Origin of the sequence: Agromyces albus, from assembly GCF_030815405.1 — a bacterium.
Taxonomy (GTDB): Bacteria; Actinomycetota; Actinomycetes; order Actinomycetales; family Microbacteriaceae; genus Agromyces; species Agromyces albus_A.
This window is the reverse complement of sequence record NZ_JAUSWX010000001.1, coordinates 1,174,521-1,191,715: the sequence shown is the minus strand read 5'-3', so window position 1 is coordinate 1,191,715 and position 17,195 is coordinate 1,174,521. Positions and strand designations below refer to the sequence as shown.

Genomic DNA, 17,195 nt, shown 5'->3' with positions numbered 1-17,195 from the left:
GACGGCTCGTCGTCCAGTCAGGGGTCGAGGATGACGCGGACGCGCTCGACGTCGTCACGGATGCGGTCGATGAGGTCGTCGATGTTGGTGAACGCGACCATGCCGCGGATGCGGTCGACGAACTCCACGTCGACGACGTGGTCGTAGAGGTCGATCTCACGGTCGAGCACATAGGCCTCGACCTGCTTCTTCGGGACGCCCTCGAACGTGGGATTGTTGCCGACCGAGATCGCTGCGGGATAGCGGGTGCCAGCGTCGGTGAGCCAGCCGGCGTACACGCCGTCGGCGGGGATGAGCCCCTCGGACTCGGGCGTGAGGTTCGCCGTGGGGAATCCGAGTTCGCGGCCGCGCGCCGCGCCGTGCACGACCATTCCGGACACCGTGGGCGTGTGACCGAGCAGCTCGGCGGCATGCCGCACGTCGCCTTCGGCGAGGAGCTCTCGGATCCAGGTCGACGAGACGCGCCGCTCCCCCTCGGGCCGCACGTCGTCGACGACCTCGACGGTGAACCCGAACCGCTCGCCGAGCTCGGCGAGCAGGCGCACGTCGCCGGCGCCACGCGCGCCATAGCGGAAGTCGCTGCCGACGAGCACCGACGTGGCGTGCAGCGCGTTGACGAGCACGCGCTCGACGAACTCCTCGGCCGGCACCGCGGCGAGCGCACGGTCGAAGGCGAGCAGCACGGTCGCGTCGACGCCCGTGGTCGCGAGGAGCTCGAGCTTCTGCCGCACGCTGACGAGCGCCTCCGGGCACTTCTCAGGTGCCAGGAGGGCGAGCGGGTTGCGATCGAACGTGACGACGACCGCCTTCACGCCATCGGCATCGGCGATCGAGCGGAGCCTGCCGATGACCGCACGATGGCCCTGATGCACGCCGTCGAACTTGCCGATCGTGACCGCGGAGGGGCCGAAGCCGACGGGGACCCCGTCGACGCCCTTGAACGTCTTCACGCGGCATCCGCCTCGCCTCGAGCTGGGCGGTGCAGTGCGAGCCACCACATGCCGAGCAGCGGGAGCACGAGCGGGATGAACAGGTACCCTCGCCCGAACCACGACCAGACCGTGTCGTGCGGGAAGAGCTCGGGGAAGACGACGCTCAGGGTGCCGACGACGACCACGCCCGTGAACTCGAACGCGATCGTGGCCCACGCCACCCGGTACCAGCCGAGGCGCGGACGTACGAGCGCGATCGTCGCCAGCACGTAGACGACCGCGGCGAGCGCGGAGAGCGAATAGGCGAGAGGCGCCTCGTCGAACTTCGAGGCGATCTGGACGAACGAGCGGCCGACCGCGGCGAGTGCGAGCACACCGTAGACGGCCACGAGCACGCGCCCGATGCCGCTCATCCGCCGCCCGCGATCGGAGTCGGGCCGGGCATTCCGCACGTCAGTCATGTCGATTCGATTCTCTCAGACGCGCTCACGCCTGCTGCACGGTCCAGATCTGGAACATGCGATACACCATCACGGCGACGGCGAGCGCGGCGACGCCGAGCACCACCGTGCTCCAGCGGTTGCGCTCGAGGAGCGCCCAGAAGGCGGCAGCCGGCGGCAGCAACAGGGCGCCGACGAGGTAGGTGTAGAACTCGAGGACGCTGCCGGTCGCGTGGTTGCCGAAGGCGGGCGCGGCGATCGCCACGACCAGTTGTGCGAGGAGCAACAGCTCCACGAGCGCGAGGGCGCCGAGCGCGAGGTCGTTCGGCACCCGGCCCGCGAAGCCGAGCGCGAGGCAGAGCAGGCCCGCGGCGACCGCCACGCCGACCTGCCCCCACGTGAACCACTCGATCACTCCCCGACCTCCTCGGGAGGGAATCCCGTGACGACCTTGAGCTGGGTGCCGCGGCGCTCGACGATCGCGATGAGCCGGTCGCCCGGGGCGATGGCGGCGATCGCGGCGATCGCGGCGATCGCAGCTTCTTGATCATCGCCGGCGGATGACACGGGGTCGGTCGGGATCGCGCCGGAGGAGGCGATCGGCGGCGCCTCGATGCGCTTGCCGTGCCGGAGGTCGACGGCCTGCGCCTCGGTGACGTCGATGACGGGCAGTGCCCGCCGTGCGGCATCCGCCGGGCTCATGAGGTGCCGGCCGACGTCGAAGCCCTCGAGCGCGCCGGCTTCGTCGACGCCGAACCGGCCGACGCGCGTTCGGCGGAGGCCCGTGAGGTGGCCGCCCGTGCCGAGCGCGGCACCGAGATCGCGAGCGAGGGCGCGCACGTAGGTGCCCGAGGAGCACTCCACCCGCACGTCGAGGTCGATGAAGCCGTCACCGTCGCGCCGACCGACCGCCTCGAACGCCGAGACCGTCACTCGCCGCGGCGACAACTCGACGACCTCGCCGTCGCGAACGCGCTGGTAGGCGCGCTTGCCGTCAACCTTGATCGCGCTCACGGCGCTCGGGACCTGGTCTATCGCACCCGTGAGCGCCTCGATGCCGTGACCGATCGCCGCATCGGTGGCGGCGGCGACCGCGTCGGCGGATGCCGCGACGAGCGGCTCGCCCTCGGCGTCGTCGGTCGTGGTGTCCCACCCGAGCCGGATCGTCGCGAGGTATTCCTTGTCGAGCCCGACGAGATAGTGCAGGAGGCGCGTCGCGCTGTTCACCCCGAGCACGAGCAGGCCGGTGGCCATCGGATCGAGCGTGCCCGCGTGACCGATCTTGCGAGTGCCGGCGAGGCGGCGCATGCGCGAGACGACGTCGTGGCTCGTGATTCCCTGCGGCTTGTCGACGAGGAGGATGCCGCTGTTCACGCGGTACAGGCTAACAGTCGGCCACGCCGCGCGGCCTACGCTGGGTCGGTGAGGATCGGCATCATCGGCGCAGGTGCGCTCGGCGGGACATTCGCGGCACTGCTCGCCCGCGCAGGGCACGACGTCGAGGTGACGGCTCGCGGCTCTGGCCTCACCGCGATCCTGGCCGACGGGATCCGGCTGACCGGCGGATTCGGAACCGCCCACGCGCGAGTCGACGCCGGCGAAGTGCTCGGCACGCGTCCCGACCTCGTGCTCGTGTGCACGAAGGCGCAGGATGCCGAGGCCGCCATCTCGGCGAACGCGGCCGTCATCGACGGCGCGCCCGTCGTGGTCGTGCAGAACGGGCTCGACGGCGTCGCCATCGCCGAACGGCTCCTCCCCCGTTCCTCGTGCATGGGGGTGCTCTCGATCATCGCCGCGAACTACACGGAGCCCGGGGTGGTGCGGGTGACCACTCGAGCGACGAGCTACCTCGGCCGCGGCGACGGTCCGCCCGACGCCGAGTGCGCTCGCATCGCCGGGATCCTCTCCGACGCCGTACCGGTCGTCGCGATCGGCGGCTTCCGCGGTGCCCAGTGGTCGAAGCTCGTCGTCAACATGCTGAACGCGGTGCCCGCGATCGTCGGGCGGAGCGTGCAGGAGGTCGTCGATGATCGTCGGCTCCGCCGCGTGGTCACCGCGTCGATGCGCGAGACCGTGCGGGTCGGAATCGCCCGCGGCGTGCGATTCGGTGCGGTGCAGGGACTCGGCGACCGGCGTCTGCGCCTCTTCGCCCGCCTCCCGCTCGCAATCGGGCAAGTGCTGCCGTGGCTCATGCGCGTGCGGATGGGCGATGTGCCGAATCTCGGCTCGACGCAGCAGAGCACTCGGCGCGGGCAGCCCACCGAGATCGACTTCCTGAACGGGGCCGTCGTGCGCGAGGCATCCGTCGCCGGCATGGATGCCCCGGTGAACCGTGCGCTCACCGCGCTCGTGCACGAGGTCGAGCAACACGGGGTGATGCCCGTCAATCGGGTGCTCGAGCTCGCCCCCCGCTGAGACGAGTGCGACCCGCCGACGCCGAAGGGGCCCGGCGAACCGGACCCCTTCAGTGCGCGGACTGGGCTCAGCGACGTGCGCGTCGGACGCGCGTGATCACGAGCAGCGCGATGCCGGCCATGACGATCACTCCTGCCACGATCGCGATCGTCGTTCCGGCGAACCCGGTGCTCGCGAGCCCCGTGCCGGACGGCGCGCTGACCGCGCCACTTGCGACGACGTCGCGCGGCGGTGCCGCCACGCAATCGGGTGTGGCAACGGGATACGTGATCGCGACCTCGAGATCGGGGTTCACAACGAGCAGCACGCTCGTGACGTCGCGCGTCCATGCGAAGTTGCCCTCGGTCTCGACCCATTCGCCATCGACCTGCTCCCAGCCGGGCCATCCGATCGGGGTCACGCCGTCATCGGCGACGGATGCGCCGGGCCAGAGCACCTCGCCCTCGAGAGCGCCGCTCTCGTCGAGCTCGCCGAGCCCGATGGTCTCGATGTGCTCACCGTCGGAGAAGACGAGCGAGGCATCGCCGCTACTGGCCTGGCCGTCGGGGTCGGCGAGCACGATGTCGAAGACGATCCACGGGGCATCCGCCCGGCAGACGCCCGTCATCGTCGAGCCGGCGAGGCTCGGCTCGGCGCACTCCTGATCGTCGAGCAGGTACTCCCATTCGATCGTGGTGCCCTCGGGGAACGTGAAGCCCGAGTCGGCCGTCGCCGTGACGATCCACGTGCCGTCGACCTCCGCCTTGGTCCAGGCGATCGTGTCGGTGTCCGCGGGAAGGTCGAGCTTCTCGTTGTCGGGACCGCAGCTGTCCTCGAAGGTGGGCGTGCCGACGAGCTCGATCAGGCAGGGGGCGTCGTTGATCGTGAAGCTCCACGAGACCGAGGCGCCCTCGGGGAAGACCGAGCCGTCCTGTGCCGTCGCAGTGACGATCCACGTGCCGTCGACCTCCGCCTTGGTCCAGGCGATCGTGTCGGTGTCCGCGGGAAGCTCCACCTTCTCGTTGTCGGGACCGCAGGTGTCCGTGAAGGAGGGCGCACCCTCGACCAGGATCACGCACGGGACGTCATCGATCGGGAACTCCCAGGAGGTCTTCGCCTCGTCGGGGAAGACGTAACCCGACTTGGCCGTCGCCGTAACGACCCACTTGCCGTCGGCCTCGACCTGCTCCCAGTCGACGGTGTCGGTTTCCGCGGGAAGCTCGACCTTCTCGTTGTCGGGGCCGCAGGTGTCGGAGTAGGAGGGCGCACCGACCACCTCGATCACCTTGGGCGCGTTGACGTATCGCACCGAGTAGTGGCTGATCTGCTTACCGCTCGAGTGGGCGATGGTCGTCGTTGCGGAGGGCGTCGGAAGCGTCGTGTACTCGGGGCCGTTGCCCTGCTTCGTCGAGCCGGCCTTGACGCAGACTTCGGCGATGAGCTTGCCTTCGGGCGCCGTGATCGGGTACGACACGGCGTTGTCCGCCTTGAGGTGCCCGGTGTCGAGCGGGTCGCAGACCTTGTCGCCTCCGCCTCCACCGCCGCACAGGTCGCTAGACGGGGTGTACGAGAAGGAGTCGTTCTTCGTCTGGCCGTTCGACCACTCGGCCCAGAGTGTCAGCGTCTGAGCAATGCCGACCTTCGCGTTCTTCTGGACGAACGTCGAGGTCGCCTTCTCGCTGATCTTCGTGCCCTCGGGCACCACCTTCTCGAGCGACGACGCGGTGATCGTCTCCGTGCGGTTCTCGGAGTTCGTGACCGACCACGTGATGTCGGCCGTCTTCCCGTCGGTCGCGCACACGGCGTCGGCGGTGATCGTGTTGTGGTGCGCGCTGGCCGGCGCGGCCACACCGGCCACGGCGAGACCGGTGCCGAGCACGATCGTGGTCAGCGCCGCAGCGAAGCGGCGGAAGAAACGGGAACCCGGGCGCGGTCGCGCACCGAGGTCACCGGGGGCAGCGGGCGCCGAAGCGGCGCGGGGCGTGCTCATTCGGATGTACTCCATAGGTCGATCCGGTCGACGAACCGCTGGTGAGCGCACGAGCACATCCGTTCGGTGCGACGCGCCTCAGCGGCACGGCGCACCATGGCGTGACGACGCGCCGCAGGGCGCGTCGCACCTGGGATGCGACAGTGGTCGCGCGTGGAGCATGCGCGACCGAGAGAACTCGGGTGACTCGATGGTGCGGGTTCGCCGAGCCGGAGGCTGGCGTTCTCACCAGTATGGCGTGCCAAACGTCCCGCTGTCCCCCTTTTCGTGGACTTCGGGAAAAAATCCGTCCCCCACGTTCAGCGGCGGTCGAGGAAGCGTCGCCGCGGGTGCTCGGGATCATGGACATCGACGACGGCCGACGCGACGAGTCGGGGGTCGCTCTCCGCATACGCGAGCACATCGGCGGGGTCTACGGGTTCGCCGTCGAGGGTGATGCGGAAGTCCCAGAGCCCCGCCAACCGCTCGCGCAGCACGAACCTGCCGTCGAGCACGAGGATCGCGTCATGAGGGCCCGTCAGCCACTTCGGCTCCACCCACGCGTCGCGAGCGGGATCGTGCACGCGCGTCACGAAGGCCGTTGAACCGCCGAGGCGGAACGGCTCGACGAGCACCCGGCGCAGCGCCGACTCGTCGAAGCCGTGGGCGTAGTACCGGGCGGGCGTGTCATCGCCGAACGCGGCTTGAGCGGCGCGCGAGCGGTGGAAGCCCTCCATGCTCGCGCGGAACGCGGCGTGCTCGCGTTCCGCGAACACGGCTGCGAGGTCGTCGCCGAACGCGGTCTTGCCGCTGTGCAGCGGGCCGTCGATCGCCACGATCACTCGACCGCGCCCGTGGTGCTGGAGGATCTCGTCGGCCAGCGCCCGGAGGAACGTGACGCGAGGCGTGGTGACGAGGCGCATGAGCCGAGCCTATCCTCGCGACATCCGCGCTCGGCATAGGCTGGAGAGCATGCCGAGCGAGACCGCCACCTCGATCGCCGGCACCCTTCACGACTGGTTCGCGGATGCCGCGCGGCCGCTGCCGTGGCGTGCAGCCGACGTGTCGCCGTGGGCGGTGCTCGTGAGCGAGTTCATGCTGCAGCAGACCCAGGTCGCCAGGGTGATCCCCCGCTGGGAGGCGTGGATCGCCCGCTGGCCCACGCCCGCGAACCTCGCCGCCGAGCCGCCCGCCGAGGCAGTGCGGGCATGGGACCGACTCGGCTATCCGCGGCGTGCGCTGTGGCTGCATCGCGCAGCCGCCGAGATCGTCGAGCGGCATGGCGGCGAGGTTCCGCACGACCTCGACGCACTGCTCGCGTTGCAGGGCGTCGGCCCCTACACGGCTCGCGCCGTCGCCGCGTTCGCCTTCGGCCTGCGGCATCCGGTCGTCGACACCAACACCAGGCGGGTGATCGCGCGTGCCATCGCCGGTCAGGCGGAGGCCGCTCCCCCTTCGATCGCGCGCGACCTCGCGGCGATGGGGGCGCTGTTGCCGGCGGAGGCAGGTGAGGCCCGTGTGTTCAACGCGGCGACGATGGAACTCGGCGCCACCGTGTGCACGGCGCGAACGCCACGGTGCGACGAGTGCCCCATCAATGCGCAATGCGCGTGGCGCGCCGCCGGATACCCGGCCTACACGGGCACCCGCAAAGCCGTGCAGGCACGGTTCGAGGGCTCAGACCGCCAGGTGCGTGGCCTCGTGATGCGCGAGCTGCGAGCAGCGCACCGACCGGTGTCGCGCGCCGAGCTCGAGCACACTTGGACGGATGCCGCGCAGCTCGATCGTGCGATCGCCGGACTCCTCGCCGACGGGCTCGCGGTCCCCGACGGCGACGACGCATTCGGTCTGCCCCAGTCGTGAGCTCGCGCACGAGCCGCGCGCAGATGCCCCGGCCGTGTGGCCGGGGCATCCGCCGCCTCAGGAGGCGTTCGACTGAAGCGCGGCCATGCGTTCCCGGTCGGATGCGTCGACATCGCGCAGGTCGAGCCCGCGTGTCTCCCGGGCCGCGGCGACCGCGACGAGGGTGATGGCGCACGCGATGAGCACGTAGACGGCGACGGGCACACTCGAACCGAACTGCGACAGCAGCGTCGTCGCGATGATCGGCGCGAGCGAGCCGGCGAAGATCGACGTGACCTGGTAGCCGAGTGAGACGCCGGAGTAGCGCATCCTGGTCGGGAACATCTCGGCCATGATCGCCGGCTGGCCCGCGTACATCGCGGCGTGGAAGACGAGGCCGATCGAGATCGCCGCCCAGATGATCACCGGCTGTGCCGTGCTCATGAGCGGGAAGGCGAAGAACGCCCACGTCGCACCGAGGGCTGCGCCCGCCGCATAGACCGGCCGTCGACCGACGCGGTCGGCGAGCCGCCCGAAGACCGGGATCACGATGAAGTGCACGAAGTGCGCGCCGACGAGCAGCAGCAGGGTGTTCGTCGTGCCCTCCTTCACCACTTGCGTCAGGTAGACGATCGAGAACGTCACGACGACGTAGTAGAGGATGTTCTCGCCCACTCGCAGGCCCATCGCCGTGATGACGCCCCTCGGATAGCGGCGAAGCACCTCGAAGACGCCGTACGACACGGCCTTCGCGGCTTCACGTTCGGCTTGCATCTCGAGGAAGATGGGCGCATCCGTGATCTTCGTCCGGATGTACCAGCCGATCAGCACGATGACGGCCGAGAGCCAGAAGGCGACGCGCCAGCCCCAGCCGAGGAAGGCCTCCTGCGTGAGCGTCGCCGAGAGCACGAAGAGCACGAGGGTCGCGAGCAGGTTGCCGACGGGCACCGCGGCCTGCGGCCAGCTCGCCCAGAATCCGCGCGACCGCGCCGGGCTGTGCTCGGCGACGAGCAGTACCGCCCCGCCCCATTCGCCGCCGATGGCGAAGCCCTGCAGGAACCGCAGGAACACGAGGAGCGCGGGCGCGGCGACGCCGATCTGCGCGTAGGTCGGCAGGCAGCCCATGAGGAACGTCGCGACACCCACGAGGATGATGCTGAACTGCAGCAGGCGCTTGCGACCGTACTTGTCGCCGAAGTGGCCGAAGACGATGCCGCCGAGCGGGCGTGCGATGAAACCGACGGCGTACGTGAGGAAGGCGGCGATGATCCCGCTCAGCGGATCGTCGGACGGCGGGAAGAACGCGGTGCCGAAGACGAGCGTGGCCGCCGAGGCGTAGAGGAAGAACTCGTACCACTCGACGACGGTGCCCGCCATCGAGGCGGTGACGACTCGCCTGAGTCCTGAGGGCGGCGCGGCGGGCGTCTGCGCCTCGCCGACACGGGTCTGGGTCATCCGATGCTCCTTTGCATAGATCGACGCATTCGCGTCATCGCCTGAGTATGGCTGCATCGATCCGCACATCCAATGACGAAAGTCGCACGTGGAATGTGCAAGTATGCAGAAGTGCCAGCACTCACCCAACACGGTCCCCCGGCGAGTCCCGACGACCTGCTCGTGCTGCTCGCCGTCGCCCGCGCAGGTCGCTTCACGACGGCTGGCGCCGAGCTCGGCCTCAATCACACGACCATCGCACGGCGCATCGGCGCCCTCGAGGCCGCGCTCGGCGGCCGCGTGCTCGCTCGAGGCGTGGCGGGCTGGGTGCTCACCCCCCTCGGCGAGCATGCGGTCTCCGCGGCCGAGGGCGTCGAGCGCGCGCTCGGCTCGCTCTCGCCTGACGCGCCGAGCCTCTCCGGCGTCGTGCGGCTCTCCGCCACCGACGGCTTCAGCGGCTTCATCGCGTCGCCGGCGATCGTCGAGGTGCGCCGCGCCCATCCGGATGTCTCGCTCGAGATCGTCGCGGCAACGCGCAGAGCCGCCCAGCAGCGCGTGGGCGTCGATCTCGAGGTCGTCGTGGGCCGCCCGCACGTGCACCGCGCCGAGGCGATCCACCTCGCGGACTACGCGCTCGGGCTCTACGCGAGCCGCGAGTTCCTCGAGCGCCGCGGCATCCCCCGGTCGCTCGACGAACTGAACGGCGCCCCGCTCGTGTACTTCATCGAGTCGATGCTGCAGGTCGACGCCCTCGACGAGGCGCGACGTTCGACTCTCGGCATGCTCGATGCGGTGTCGAGCACGAACGTCTACGTGCACGTCGACGCGACTCGCGCGGGTGCGGGATTCGGCCTCCTGCCGGCGTTCCTCGCCGATCAGCACGACGACCTCGTGCGGCTGTTCACCGACGAGATCGACGAGCGGCTCCCCTACTGGCTCGTCTGCCGTCCAGAGGCGCTCCGCCAGCCGACAGTGCTGGCGTTCATCGGTGCCCTCCACGCGCGGATCGCCGCCGTCTCCGAGGAGCTCCTCGGCAACGGCCGTCGTCACTGAAGCGCGGTCAGCGGGGCCCGCCGAGCTCGGCGTGGTCGCCGAGGTCTTCGCCGTCGTCTTCAGAACCCTCGAGGTCTTCGAGGGCCTCGTCGTCGAAGTCGTCGTCATCGTCGAGATCGCGCGGCTTGACGTAGGGGTCGGGTTCGCCTGCGAACTCGGCATTGCTCGCGAGCACCGTGACCTCGGCGTCGCGCGTGCGCGCCTCGCGGAGCAACGACTCGATGTGCTCGGCGTTCTCGGGGATCGCGTCGGGGATGAACTCGAGCGACGGCGTGAGGCGCGCCGTGATGTTGCGACCAACCTCGCTGCGCAGCATCCCGGTCGCGGCCGTCAGTGCGCGCGCCGAGTCCTTGCGCTCGGCTTCCGAGCCGTAGACCGTGTAGAAGATGCTCGCGTGCTGCAGGTCGCCCGTGACGCGAACGTCGGTGATCGTCACGAACCCGAGGCGGGGGTCGCGCAGGCCCTTGTCGAGTCGCTTCGCAACGATCTCCTTGATGCGATCGGCCATTTTCCTGGCCCGTGCCGGATCCGCCATGTTCCTAGCCCTTCCTCGCCCCAGGGATGTCGCGTCCTTGGGGTCCCTGATTCTTCACTCCGGTGAATCGGGGTAGGGGCCCCCGCTCTTCACCGGAGTGAAGAATCAGGGACCCCATCCACGAGCTACACGCGGGGCTTCTCCCGCATCTCGATGGTCTCGATCTCGTCGCCGACCTGGATGTCGTTGAACTTGCCGAGGCCGATACCGGCTTCGAAGTCCGTACGCACCTCGGTGACGTCGTCTTTGAAGCGACGCAGCGACTCGATCGCCAGGCTGTCGCCGACCACGACGCCGTCGCGGATGACGCGTGCCTTGGCGTTTCGCGTGATCGTTCCCGACCGCACGATGACACCGGCGATGTTGCCGAACTTCGAGGAGCGGAACACCTCGCGGATCTCGGCGACACCCGACTGCACCTCTTCGAACTCGGGCTTCAGCATGCCCTTCAGCGAGTTCTCGATGTCGTCGATGGCGTTGTAGATGACCGAGTAGAAGCGCACGTCGACGCCCTCACGGGCGGCGCGCTCGCGCGCCTTCACGTCGGGGCGCACGTTGAACCCGATGACGATCGCGTTGTCGATCGTCGCCAGGTCGATGTCGCTCTCGGTGACGGCACCGACACCGCGGTGGAGGATGCGCAGCTGCACCGAGTCGTCGACCTCGATCTTCATGAGGGACTCCTCGAGCGCCTCGACGGCACCCGAAACGTCACCCTTGATGATGAGGTTGAGCGCCTCGACCTTGCCCTCTTCGAGCGCACGAGTGAAGTCCTCGAGCGAGATGCGCTTGCGTGCCTTCGCGAGCTGGGCGTTGCGCTGGGCGGCTTCACGCTTCTCAGCGATCTGGCGCGCAGTGCGGTCGTCTTCCGTCACGAGGAAGGTGTCACCGGCGCGCGGGACACTCGAGAGGCCCTGCACCTGCACGGGGCGTGCCGGCGTGGCCTCGAGCACGGCGTCGCCGTTCTCGTCGGCCATCGCACGCACTCGGCCATAGGCCGTGCCCGCGACGATCGCGTCGCCGACGCGCAGCGTTCCCGACTGGATGAGCACGGTCGCAACCGCACCGCGGCCCTTGTCGAGCTTCGCCTCGATGGCGACGCCTCGCGCATCCTTGTTGGGGTTCGCGCGCAGGTCGAGACCGGCGTCGGCGGTGAGGAGCACCGCGTCGAGCAGGTCTTGGATGCCGATGTTCTCGCGAGCCGACACGTCGACGAACATGACGTCGCCGCCGTACTCCTCGGCCACGAGGCCGAACTCGGTGAGCTGCTGGCGCACCTTGCCGGGGTTGGCGTCGGGCTTGTCGATCTTGTTCACCGCGACGACGATCGGCACGTTGGCCGACTGTGCGTGGTTCAGGGCCTCGACCGTCTGCGGCATGATGCCGTCGTCGGCCGCGACCACGAGGATCGCGATGTCGGTCACCTGCGCACCGCGGGCGCGCATGGCGGTGAACGCCTCGTGGCCCGGGGTGTCGATGAAGGTGATCGCACGCTCGCGGCTCTCGTGCTCGGTGCGCACCTGGTAGGCACCGATGTGCTGGGTGATGCCGCCGGCCTCGCCCGCGACGACGTTCGCATTGCGAATGGCGTCGAGGAGTCGGGTCTTACCGTGATCGACGTGACCCATGACGGTGACCACGGGGGGCCGCTGCTCGAGCTCTTCGTCGGTCTCGTCTTCGAGCTCTTGGTCGAGGTCGATGTCGAAGCCCTCGAGGAGTTCGCGGTCTTCGTCTTCGGGCGAGACGACTTGAATCTTGTAGCCGAGCTCTTCACCGAGCACCTGGAAGGTGGCCTCGTCGAGCGACTCGGTCGCCGTCGCCATCTCACCGAGGTGGAACAGCACCGTGACGAGTGAACCGGGGTTCGCGTCGATCTTGTCGGCGAAGTCGGAGATCGACGCGCCACGACGGAGTCGGATGACGGTGTTGCCATCGCCGCGGGGAACGCTCACGCCGCCGAGCGACGGGGCCTCCCGCATCTCGAACTCTTGCCGCTTCGTACGCTTCGACTTGCGAGCCTTGCTCTTGCCGCCACCGCGACCGAATGCACCGGCCGTGCCGCCGCCGGGGCCGCGACCACGACCGCCGCCTCCGCCTGCGGGACGCGGAGGACCGAAGCCCGTGCCGCCACCGGGGCGCTGGAAGCCGCCACCGGCACCGCCGGGACGTGCGCCGGCACCGGCGCCTGCGCCTGCACCGCCCGGACGCTGGAATCCGCCGCCGCCGCCGGGGCGGCCGCCTGCACCTGCCGGACGCGGAGCGCCGGGTCGCGGCGAACCGGGACGCGGAGCCTGCGGACGCGGGATGTTGCCGGGGCTGGGGCTCGGGCGCTGGCCCATGCCCTGCGAGCTCGAGAACGGGTTGTTGCCCGGTCGGGGCTGTGCCGGGCGCGAGCCCATGCCCTGCGAGCTCGAGAACGGATTGTTGCCGGGACGCGCGGATGCAGGACGCGGTGCCGGACGCGGAACCACGCCCGCAGGCTTCGGGGTCGCCGGCTTCACGGCATCGGAGGCTTCAGGGGCCTCAGGCGCGGCAGGTGCTGCCGGCGTCTCGGAGGCCTTCTCGGCTGCCGCTTGCGCGGCCTTCTGCTCGGCCTGCGCCTGGCGCTCCGCCACCGTCATGGGGACGTCGACGACCGGGGCCTCGACGACCTCTTCGGGCGCGGGCTTGGGTGCCGGCTTCGGACCGGGCTTGACCGCAGGGGCGGGCGCCGGTGCCGGTGCCGCCTTCGCGGGGGTGCCGGCCTTGCCGGCTCCTTCGAGCGCAGCCTTCAGGCGGCGCGCGACGGGAGGTTCGATCGAGGACGACGGTCCCTTGACGTACTCGCCCATCTCCTTGAGCTTCTCAAGGGCGATCTTGCTATCGACACCGAGTTCGCTTGCGATCTCGTGTACGCGTGGTTTGGCAGCCACTTCTCTCCTGTTCCGGGTCCGCCCCGAAACAGGGGGACCATCAATGACGGACGGGTCTCATTTCGAGCCGCTCATGAGTTGTCCATTAGCCGTTCAGCCTGTTCTCTACATTGCTGGTGTCCACTTCGCCGGTCATGCGGAGCGCACGCCCGAAGGCGCGTCGCCGCACGGCGAGGTGGTAGCACTCGAGTGTCGGATGCAGCCACGCACCCCTGCCCGGAAGCACGGCCGAAGCATCTGCGACGACGTGGGAATCTTGGACGACGACCCTCAACAGGGAGGACCGCGGGGAGCGCGAACGGCATCCGATGCACGTTCTGACGGGTTCCATCCTACACCTCTGCGCTGTGCGCCCGCCGACGACGGCGGGCCGCGTCAGTTCGACTCGAGGATCGAGTCCGGCTGGATGTCGATCTTCGCACCGGTGAGCTTCGCGGCGAGACGGGCGTTCTGGCCCTCCTTGCCGATCGCGAGCGAGAGCTGGTAGTCGGGCACGAGCGCACGGACGGCTCGCATCGACTCGTCGATGACGAACGCGCGGGTGACCTTCGCCGGCGACAGCGCACTCGCGACGAACGTCGCCAGGTCGTCGGAGTAGTCGACGATGTCGATCTTCTCGTTGCCGAGCTCTGCCGTGACCGCTCGCACGCGCTGGCCGAGCTCGCCGATCGCAGCGCCCTTCGCGTTGACGCCGGGCTGGTTCGCACGCACCGCGATCTTCGTGCGGTGGCCCGCCTCGCGTGCGAGCGAGACGATCTCGACGACGCCGGAGGCGATCTCGGGAACCTCGAGCGCGAACAGCTTGCGCACGAGAGCGGGGTGCGTGCGCGACACGGTGATCGACGGGCCCTTGTGGCCCTTCGACACGCTCGTCACGTAGACGCGGATGCGCTGACCGTGCGGGTACTCCTCGCCGGGCACCTGCTCCTCGGGCGGGAGGATCGCCTCGACGGTGCCGAGGTCGATGTGCACCATGCGGGGATTGGGACCCTGCTGGATGATGCCGGCGACGATGTCGCCCTCGCGGCCGCGGAACTCGCCGAGCACGGCGTCGTCGGCGAGATCGCGCAGGCGCTGGTTGATGACCTGCTTCGCAGCGAACGCGGCGATGCGACCGAAGTCGCTGGGGCTGTCTTCAGCCTCGCCGATGACGTTGCCCTCTTCGTCGTGCTCGGGAACGTACACCGAGACGTGACCCGTCTTGCGGTCGATGTGTGCACGGGCGCCGTTGGGGTTCGCGTGGCCGTGCTGGCCGGGATTCGTGTGCTTCAGGTAGGCCATCAGGATCGCCTGTTCGATGATCTCAACCAGTTCGTCGAACGGGATTTCCTTCTCGCGCTCCATCATGCGAAGCACGCTGAGGTCGATATCCATTGCCGGCCTCCTCTATTCAGCTCTTTCGCCGCTTCCCCTCGGAGCGGACACGTCTCTACGGTACCGGATGTCGCAGGGCCCGTCATCCACGTCCGAGGGCCGGCGACCGGCTGCAGCGCCGAATGACGGATGCCGCGGCGCCCGGGTTGGGTCGCCGCGGCATCCGCCACAGCTTGTCGCTCGCGCTCAGCCGCGCCAGACCTGCACGACCGACGGGCGCGGGGCGGCCACGAGGCCGGTCTCGGGGCGATGCGTCGGCACGTAGTCGGGGAAGTAGGAGTTCGGTGCGGCGACCGTGCCCTCCTCTCCCGGGTGCTGGACGGCGACGAAGACCATGCCCTCCTTGTCATGGATGACCGGGCCACAGGTCTCGCCGTCGCGCGGAACGGAGAGGAACTGCTGCACGCGGCCGCGGTCGGGTCCCTCGAGCGGCACCTTGAACAGGCCGTCGTTGAAGCCGATCTTGCTCGGAGCGCCGTCGGTCGAGATCCAGAGGTTGCCGTCGGAGTCGAACGCGACGTTGTCGGGGCAGGAGACCGGGGAGACGAGCTCCTTCGGGAAGCCCGCGAAGTAGGTGTTCGTGTCGACCGCCGGGTTGCCGCACAGGAGGAGGATGCTCCAGCCGAACGTGGTGCCGGACTGCCCTGCCGTCTCCGTCATCTCGATGACGTGGCCGTTGCGGTTGCCCGTGATGGGATTCGCCTCGTCGACCGTCGCGAGCGTGCGCGCCGAGTTGTTCGTGAGCGCGAGATAGACCTTGCCGGTCTTCGGGTTGGGCTCGACGTCTTCGGGGCGGTCCATCTTCGTCGCGCCGACGGTGTCCGCCGCGAGGCGGGCGAAGACGAGCACCTCCTCGGTCGTCATGCCGGGGATGACGCTCTCGCCGTTCTGCGTGAGCGGGATCCACTCGCCGGAGCCGTCGAACCGGCCGTCCGACGGGAGGGTTCCCGTGCCGTTGATCTCAGCGACGGGCGAGTTGCCCGTGAACTTCGCGACGTAGAGGTCGCCCTCGCTGAGCAGTCCGAGGTTGTTCCGGCGCGCGACCGGGGTGTGGCGGGGGTCGAACGTGCCCTTCGAGACGAACTTGTAGAGGTAGTCGTTCGTCTGGTCGTCCCCCATGTACGCGACCGCACGGCCGTCTTCGGCGATGATCACGTTGGCGCCCTCGTGCTTGAACCGGCCCATCGCGGTGTGCTTGCGCGGCGTCGACGTCGGGTCCTGCGGGTCGATCTCGACGATCCAGCCGAAGCGGTTGGGCTCGTTCACGAAGCCGGCGTCGTGGGCGTTGAAGCGGGGGTCGATCCGCTCGAACGTGTAGGTCGACTTCGTCGACGGCGTCGCGCGGTAGCGCTTCTGGCCGGCCGTGTCGGCCGCCCAGACGAAGTAGCCGTCGAAGTTCTCCTCGCCCGAGAGCACCGTGCCCCAGGGCGTCGTGCCGCCGGCGCAGTTGCCGAGCGTTCCCTTGATCCACCGGCCTTCGGGGTCCTCTGCGGTCTTCAGGAGGTCGCTTCCCGCAGCGGGGCCGGTCGCCTCGAACACGGTGTCGGCGGTGATGCGGCGGTTGCGGCCACCGTCGACGAGGTAGCGCCACGGCTGCCCGATCTTGCTGCGGCGGAGTTCGACGACCGAGAAGCCGTGGGCGGCCTTGTAGACCGCGGCACGGCGGTCCAGCTCTGCGGCGTCCTCAGAAGGCGGGAACATGATGCCCGGGTTCACGTACTCGTGGTTGCTCGCGAGCACGGCGGTGCGGCCGCTCTTGTCGGCGATGATGTCGATGTAGTCGCAGTTGTAGCCGAACTGGCCGGCCTGCGCCTCGGGCGTCTGGTTCTGGAAGTCGAGGGCCGGCACGCTCGAGAAGAGCGGGTCGCCCCATCGGATGATGGGCGCCCAGGTGTATCCGGCCGGAACGTTGAAGTCGTCGACGATTTTCGGCACCGGGGCGATCGCGTCGAACGCCAGGCCGCCCTGGCCGCCGGATGCTCCGACCCCGGGCACCGCGACCGCCGAGCCGCCCGGGACCGCGGCGGCGAGTGCGATGCCGAAGGCGCCCGCTGCACCGAGGCCGAGCACGGCCCGCCGTGTCAGCGCGGCCGAGGCGATGTCACGGAAGTGCGGATTGGCGGACGTGTTGCACTCTGGGCCGAGGCAGGCGTTCCCGCACTTGAAGTGGCAGGTCACGGGCGAGCGCTTGCCTCGCACGTGGTCGGCCATGGGAAACAACTGGATGTCGGTGATCGTCACGGATCGGTCCTCACGCTCGTGGTCGGGGTTCCACCTGCACAGTGCTCGGGGAATCCGTCGCGACTCATG

The 17,195-nt window shown here is 69.5% G+C and carries 15 protein-coding genes; 3 read left to right on the top strand and 12 right to left on the bottom strand.

The window, feature by feature from the left end:
* Positions 1–17: 17 nt before the first annotated feature.
* From QFZ29_RS05490 to truB, 4 genes are read right to left on the bottom strand one after another with little or no spacing between them, the layout of a single operon-like run.
* On the bottom strand, positions 18–950 hold the full coding sequence (locus tag QFZ29_RS05490) for a bifunctional riboflavin kinase/FAD synthetase (protein WP_306893211.1): 933 nt from the start codon (positions 948–950) through the stop codon (positions 18–20).
* Entirely contained in the window at positions 947–1,393 is a 447-nt protein-coding gene (locus tag QFZ29_RS05485) for a hypothetical protein (protein WP_306893210.1), read from the bottom strand. Before QFZ29_RS05485 ends, QFZ29_RS05490 begins: the two co-directional genes overlap by 4 nt.
* A gap of 25 nt (positions 1,394–1,418) precedes the next feature.
* Positions 1,419–1,787 (bottom strand): hypothetical protein, encoded by a 369-nt coding sequence (locus tag QFZ29_RS05480; protein ID WP_306893209.1) that lies wholly within the window; start codon positions 1,785–1,787, stop codon positions 1,419–1,421.
* A complete protein-coding gene (gene truB / locus QFZ29_RS05475; protein WP_306896615.1) occupies positions 1,784–2,755 on the bottom strand; it encodes a tRNA pseudouridine(55) synthase TruB in 972 nt (323 codons plus the stop codon). Before truB ends, QFZ29_RS05480 begins: the two co-directional genes overlap by 4 nt.
* Before the next feature lie 39 nt (positions 2,756–2,794).
* On the opposite strand from truB, the gene QFZ29_RS05470 reads away from it, so the two are divergent.
* Entirely contained in the window at positions 2,795–3,787 is a 993-nt protein-coding gene (locus QFZ29_RS05470) for a ketopantoate reductase family protein (RefSeq protein ID WP_306893208.1), read from the top strand.
* Positions 3,788–3,854: 67 nt separating this feature from the next.
* Here QFZ29_RS05470 and QFZ29_RS05465 read toward each other — a convergent pair whose 3' ends face one another.
* Entirely contained in the window at positions 3,855–5,756 is a 1,902-nt protein-coding gene (locus QFZ29_RS05465) for a hypothetical protein (protein WP_306893207.1), read from the bottom strand.
* A 299-nt stretch (positions 5,757–6,055) separates the two neighbouring features.
* On the bottom strand, positions 6,056–6,658 hold the full coding sequence (locus QFZ29_RS05460; RefSeq protein WP_306893206.1) for a hypothetical protein: 603 nt from the start codon (positions 6,656–6,658) through the stop codon (positions 6,056–6,058).
* Positions 6,659–6,707: 49 nt separating this feature from the next.
* Between QFZ29_RS05460 and QFZ29_RS05455 the strand changes: the two genes are divergently transcribed.
* Positions 6,708–7,598: an A/G-specific adenine glycosylase gene (locus tag QFZ29_RS05455; protein WP_306893205.1), complete on the top strand. Its 891-nt coding sequence runs from the start codon at positions 6,708–6,710 to the stop codon at positions 7,596–7,598.
* A 57-nt stretch (positions 7,599–7,655) separates the two neighbouring features.
* Here QFZ29_RS05455 and QFZ29_RS05450 read toward each other — a convergent pair whose 3' ends face one another.
* Positions 7,656–9,032, bottom strand: a complete 1,377-nt coding sequence (locus tag QFZ29_RS05450) for an MFS transporter (RefSeq protein ID WP_306893204.1) — start codon at positions 9,030–9,032, stop codon at positions 7,656–7,658.
* A 93-nt stretch (positions 9,033–9,125) separates the two neighbouring features.
* Between QFZ29_RS05450 and QFZ29_RS05445 the strand changes: the two genes are divergently transcribed.
* Positions 9,126–10,064, top strand: a complete 939-nt coding sequence (locus tag QFZ29_RS05445; protein ID WP_306893203.1) for a LysR family transcriptional regulator — start codon at positions 9,126–9,128, stop codon at positions 10,062–10,064.
* 7 nt (positions 10,065–10,071) lie between these two features.
* On the opposite strand, the gene rbfA is transcribed toward QFZ29_RS05445, so the two are convergent.
* The 5 genes from rbfA to QFZ29_RS05420 all read right to left on the bottom strand — a co-directional run bounded on the left by rbfA (position 10,072) and on the right by QFZ29_RS05420 (position 17,096).
* Positions 10,072–10,599, bottom strand: coding sequence for a 30S ribosome-binding factor RbfA (rbfA, locus tag QFZ29_RS05440; protein WP_129521338.1), 528 nt, complete (start codon positions 10,597–10,599; stop codon positions 10,072–10,074).
* A 125-nt stretch (positions 10,600–10,724) separates the two neighbouring features.
* A complete protein-coding gene (gene infB, locus QFZ29_RS05435) occupies positions 10,725–13,511 on the bottom strand; it encodes a translation initiation factor IF-2 (protein WP_306893202.1) in 2,787 nt (928 codons plus the stop codon).
* 85 nt (positions 13,512–13,596) lie between these two features.
* Positions 13,597–13,842, bottom strand: coding sequence for a YlxR family protein (locus tag QFZ29_RS05430; protein WP_129520911.1), 246 nt, complete (start codon positions 13,840–13,842; stop codon positions 13,597–13,599).
* 44 nt (positions 13,843–13,886) lie between these two features.
* Positions 13,887–14,885 (bottom strand): transcription termination factor NusA, encoded by a 999-nt coding sequence (gene nusA, locus QFZ29_RS05425; RefSeq protein WP_306893201.1) that lies wholly within the window; start codon positions 14,883–14,885, stop codon positions 13,887–13,889.
* Positions 14,886–15,071: 186 nt separating this feature from the next.
* Positions 15,072–17,096 carry a PhoX family protein gene (locus tag QFZ29_RS05420; RefSeq protein ID WP_306896614.1) on the bottom strand — a complete coding sequence of 675 codons (2,025 nt, stop codon included), beginning with the start codon at positions 17,094–17,096 and terminating at the stop codon, positions 15,072–15,074.
* Positions 17,097–17,195 lie beyond the last annotated feature (99 nt).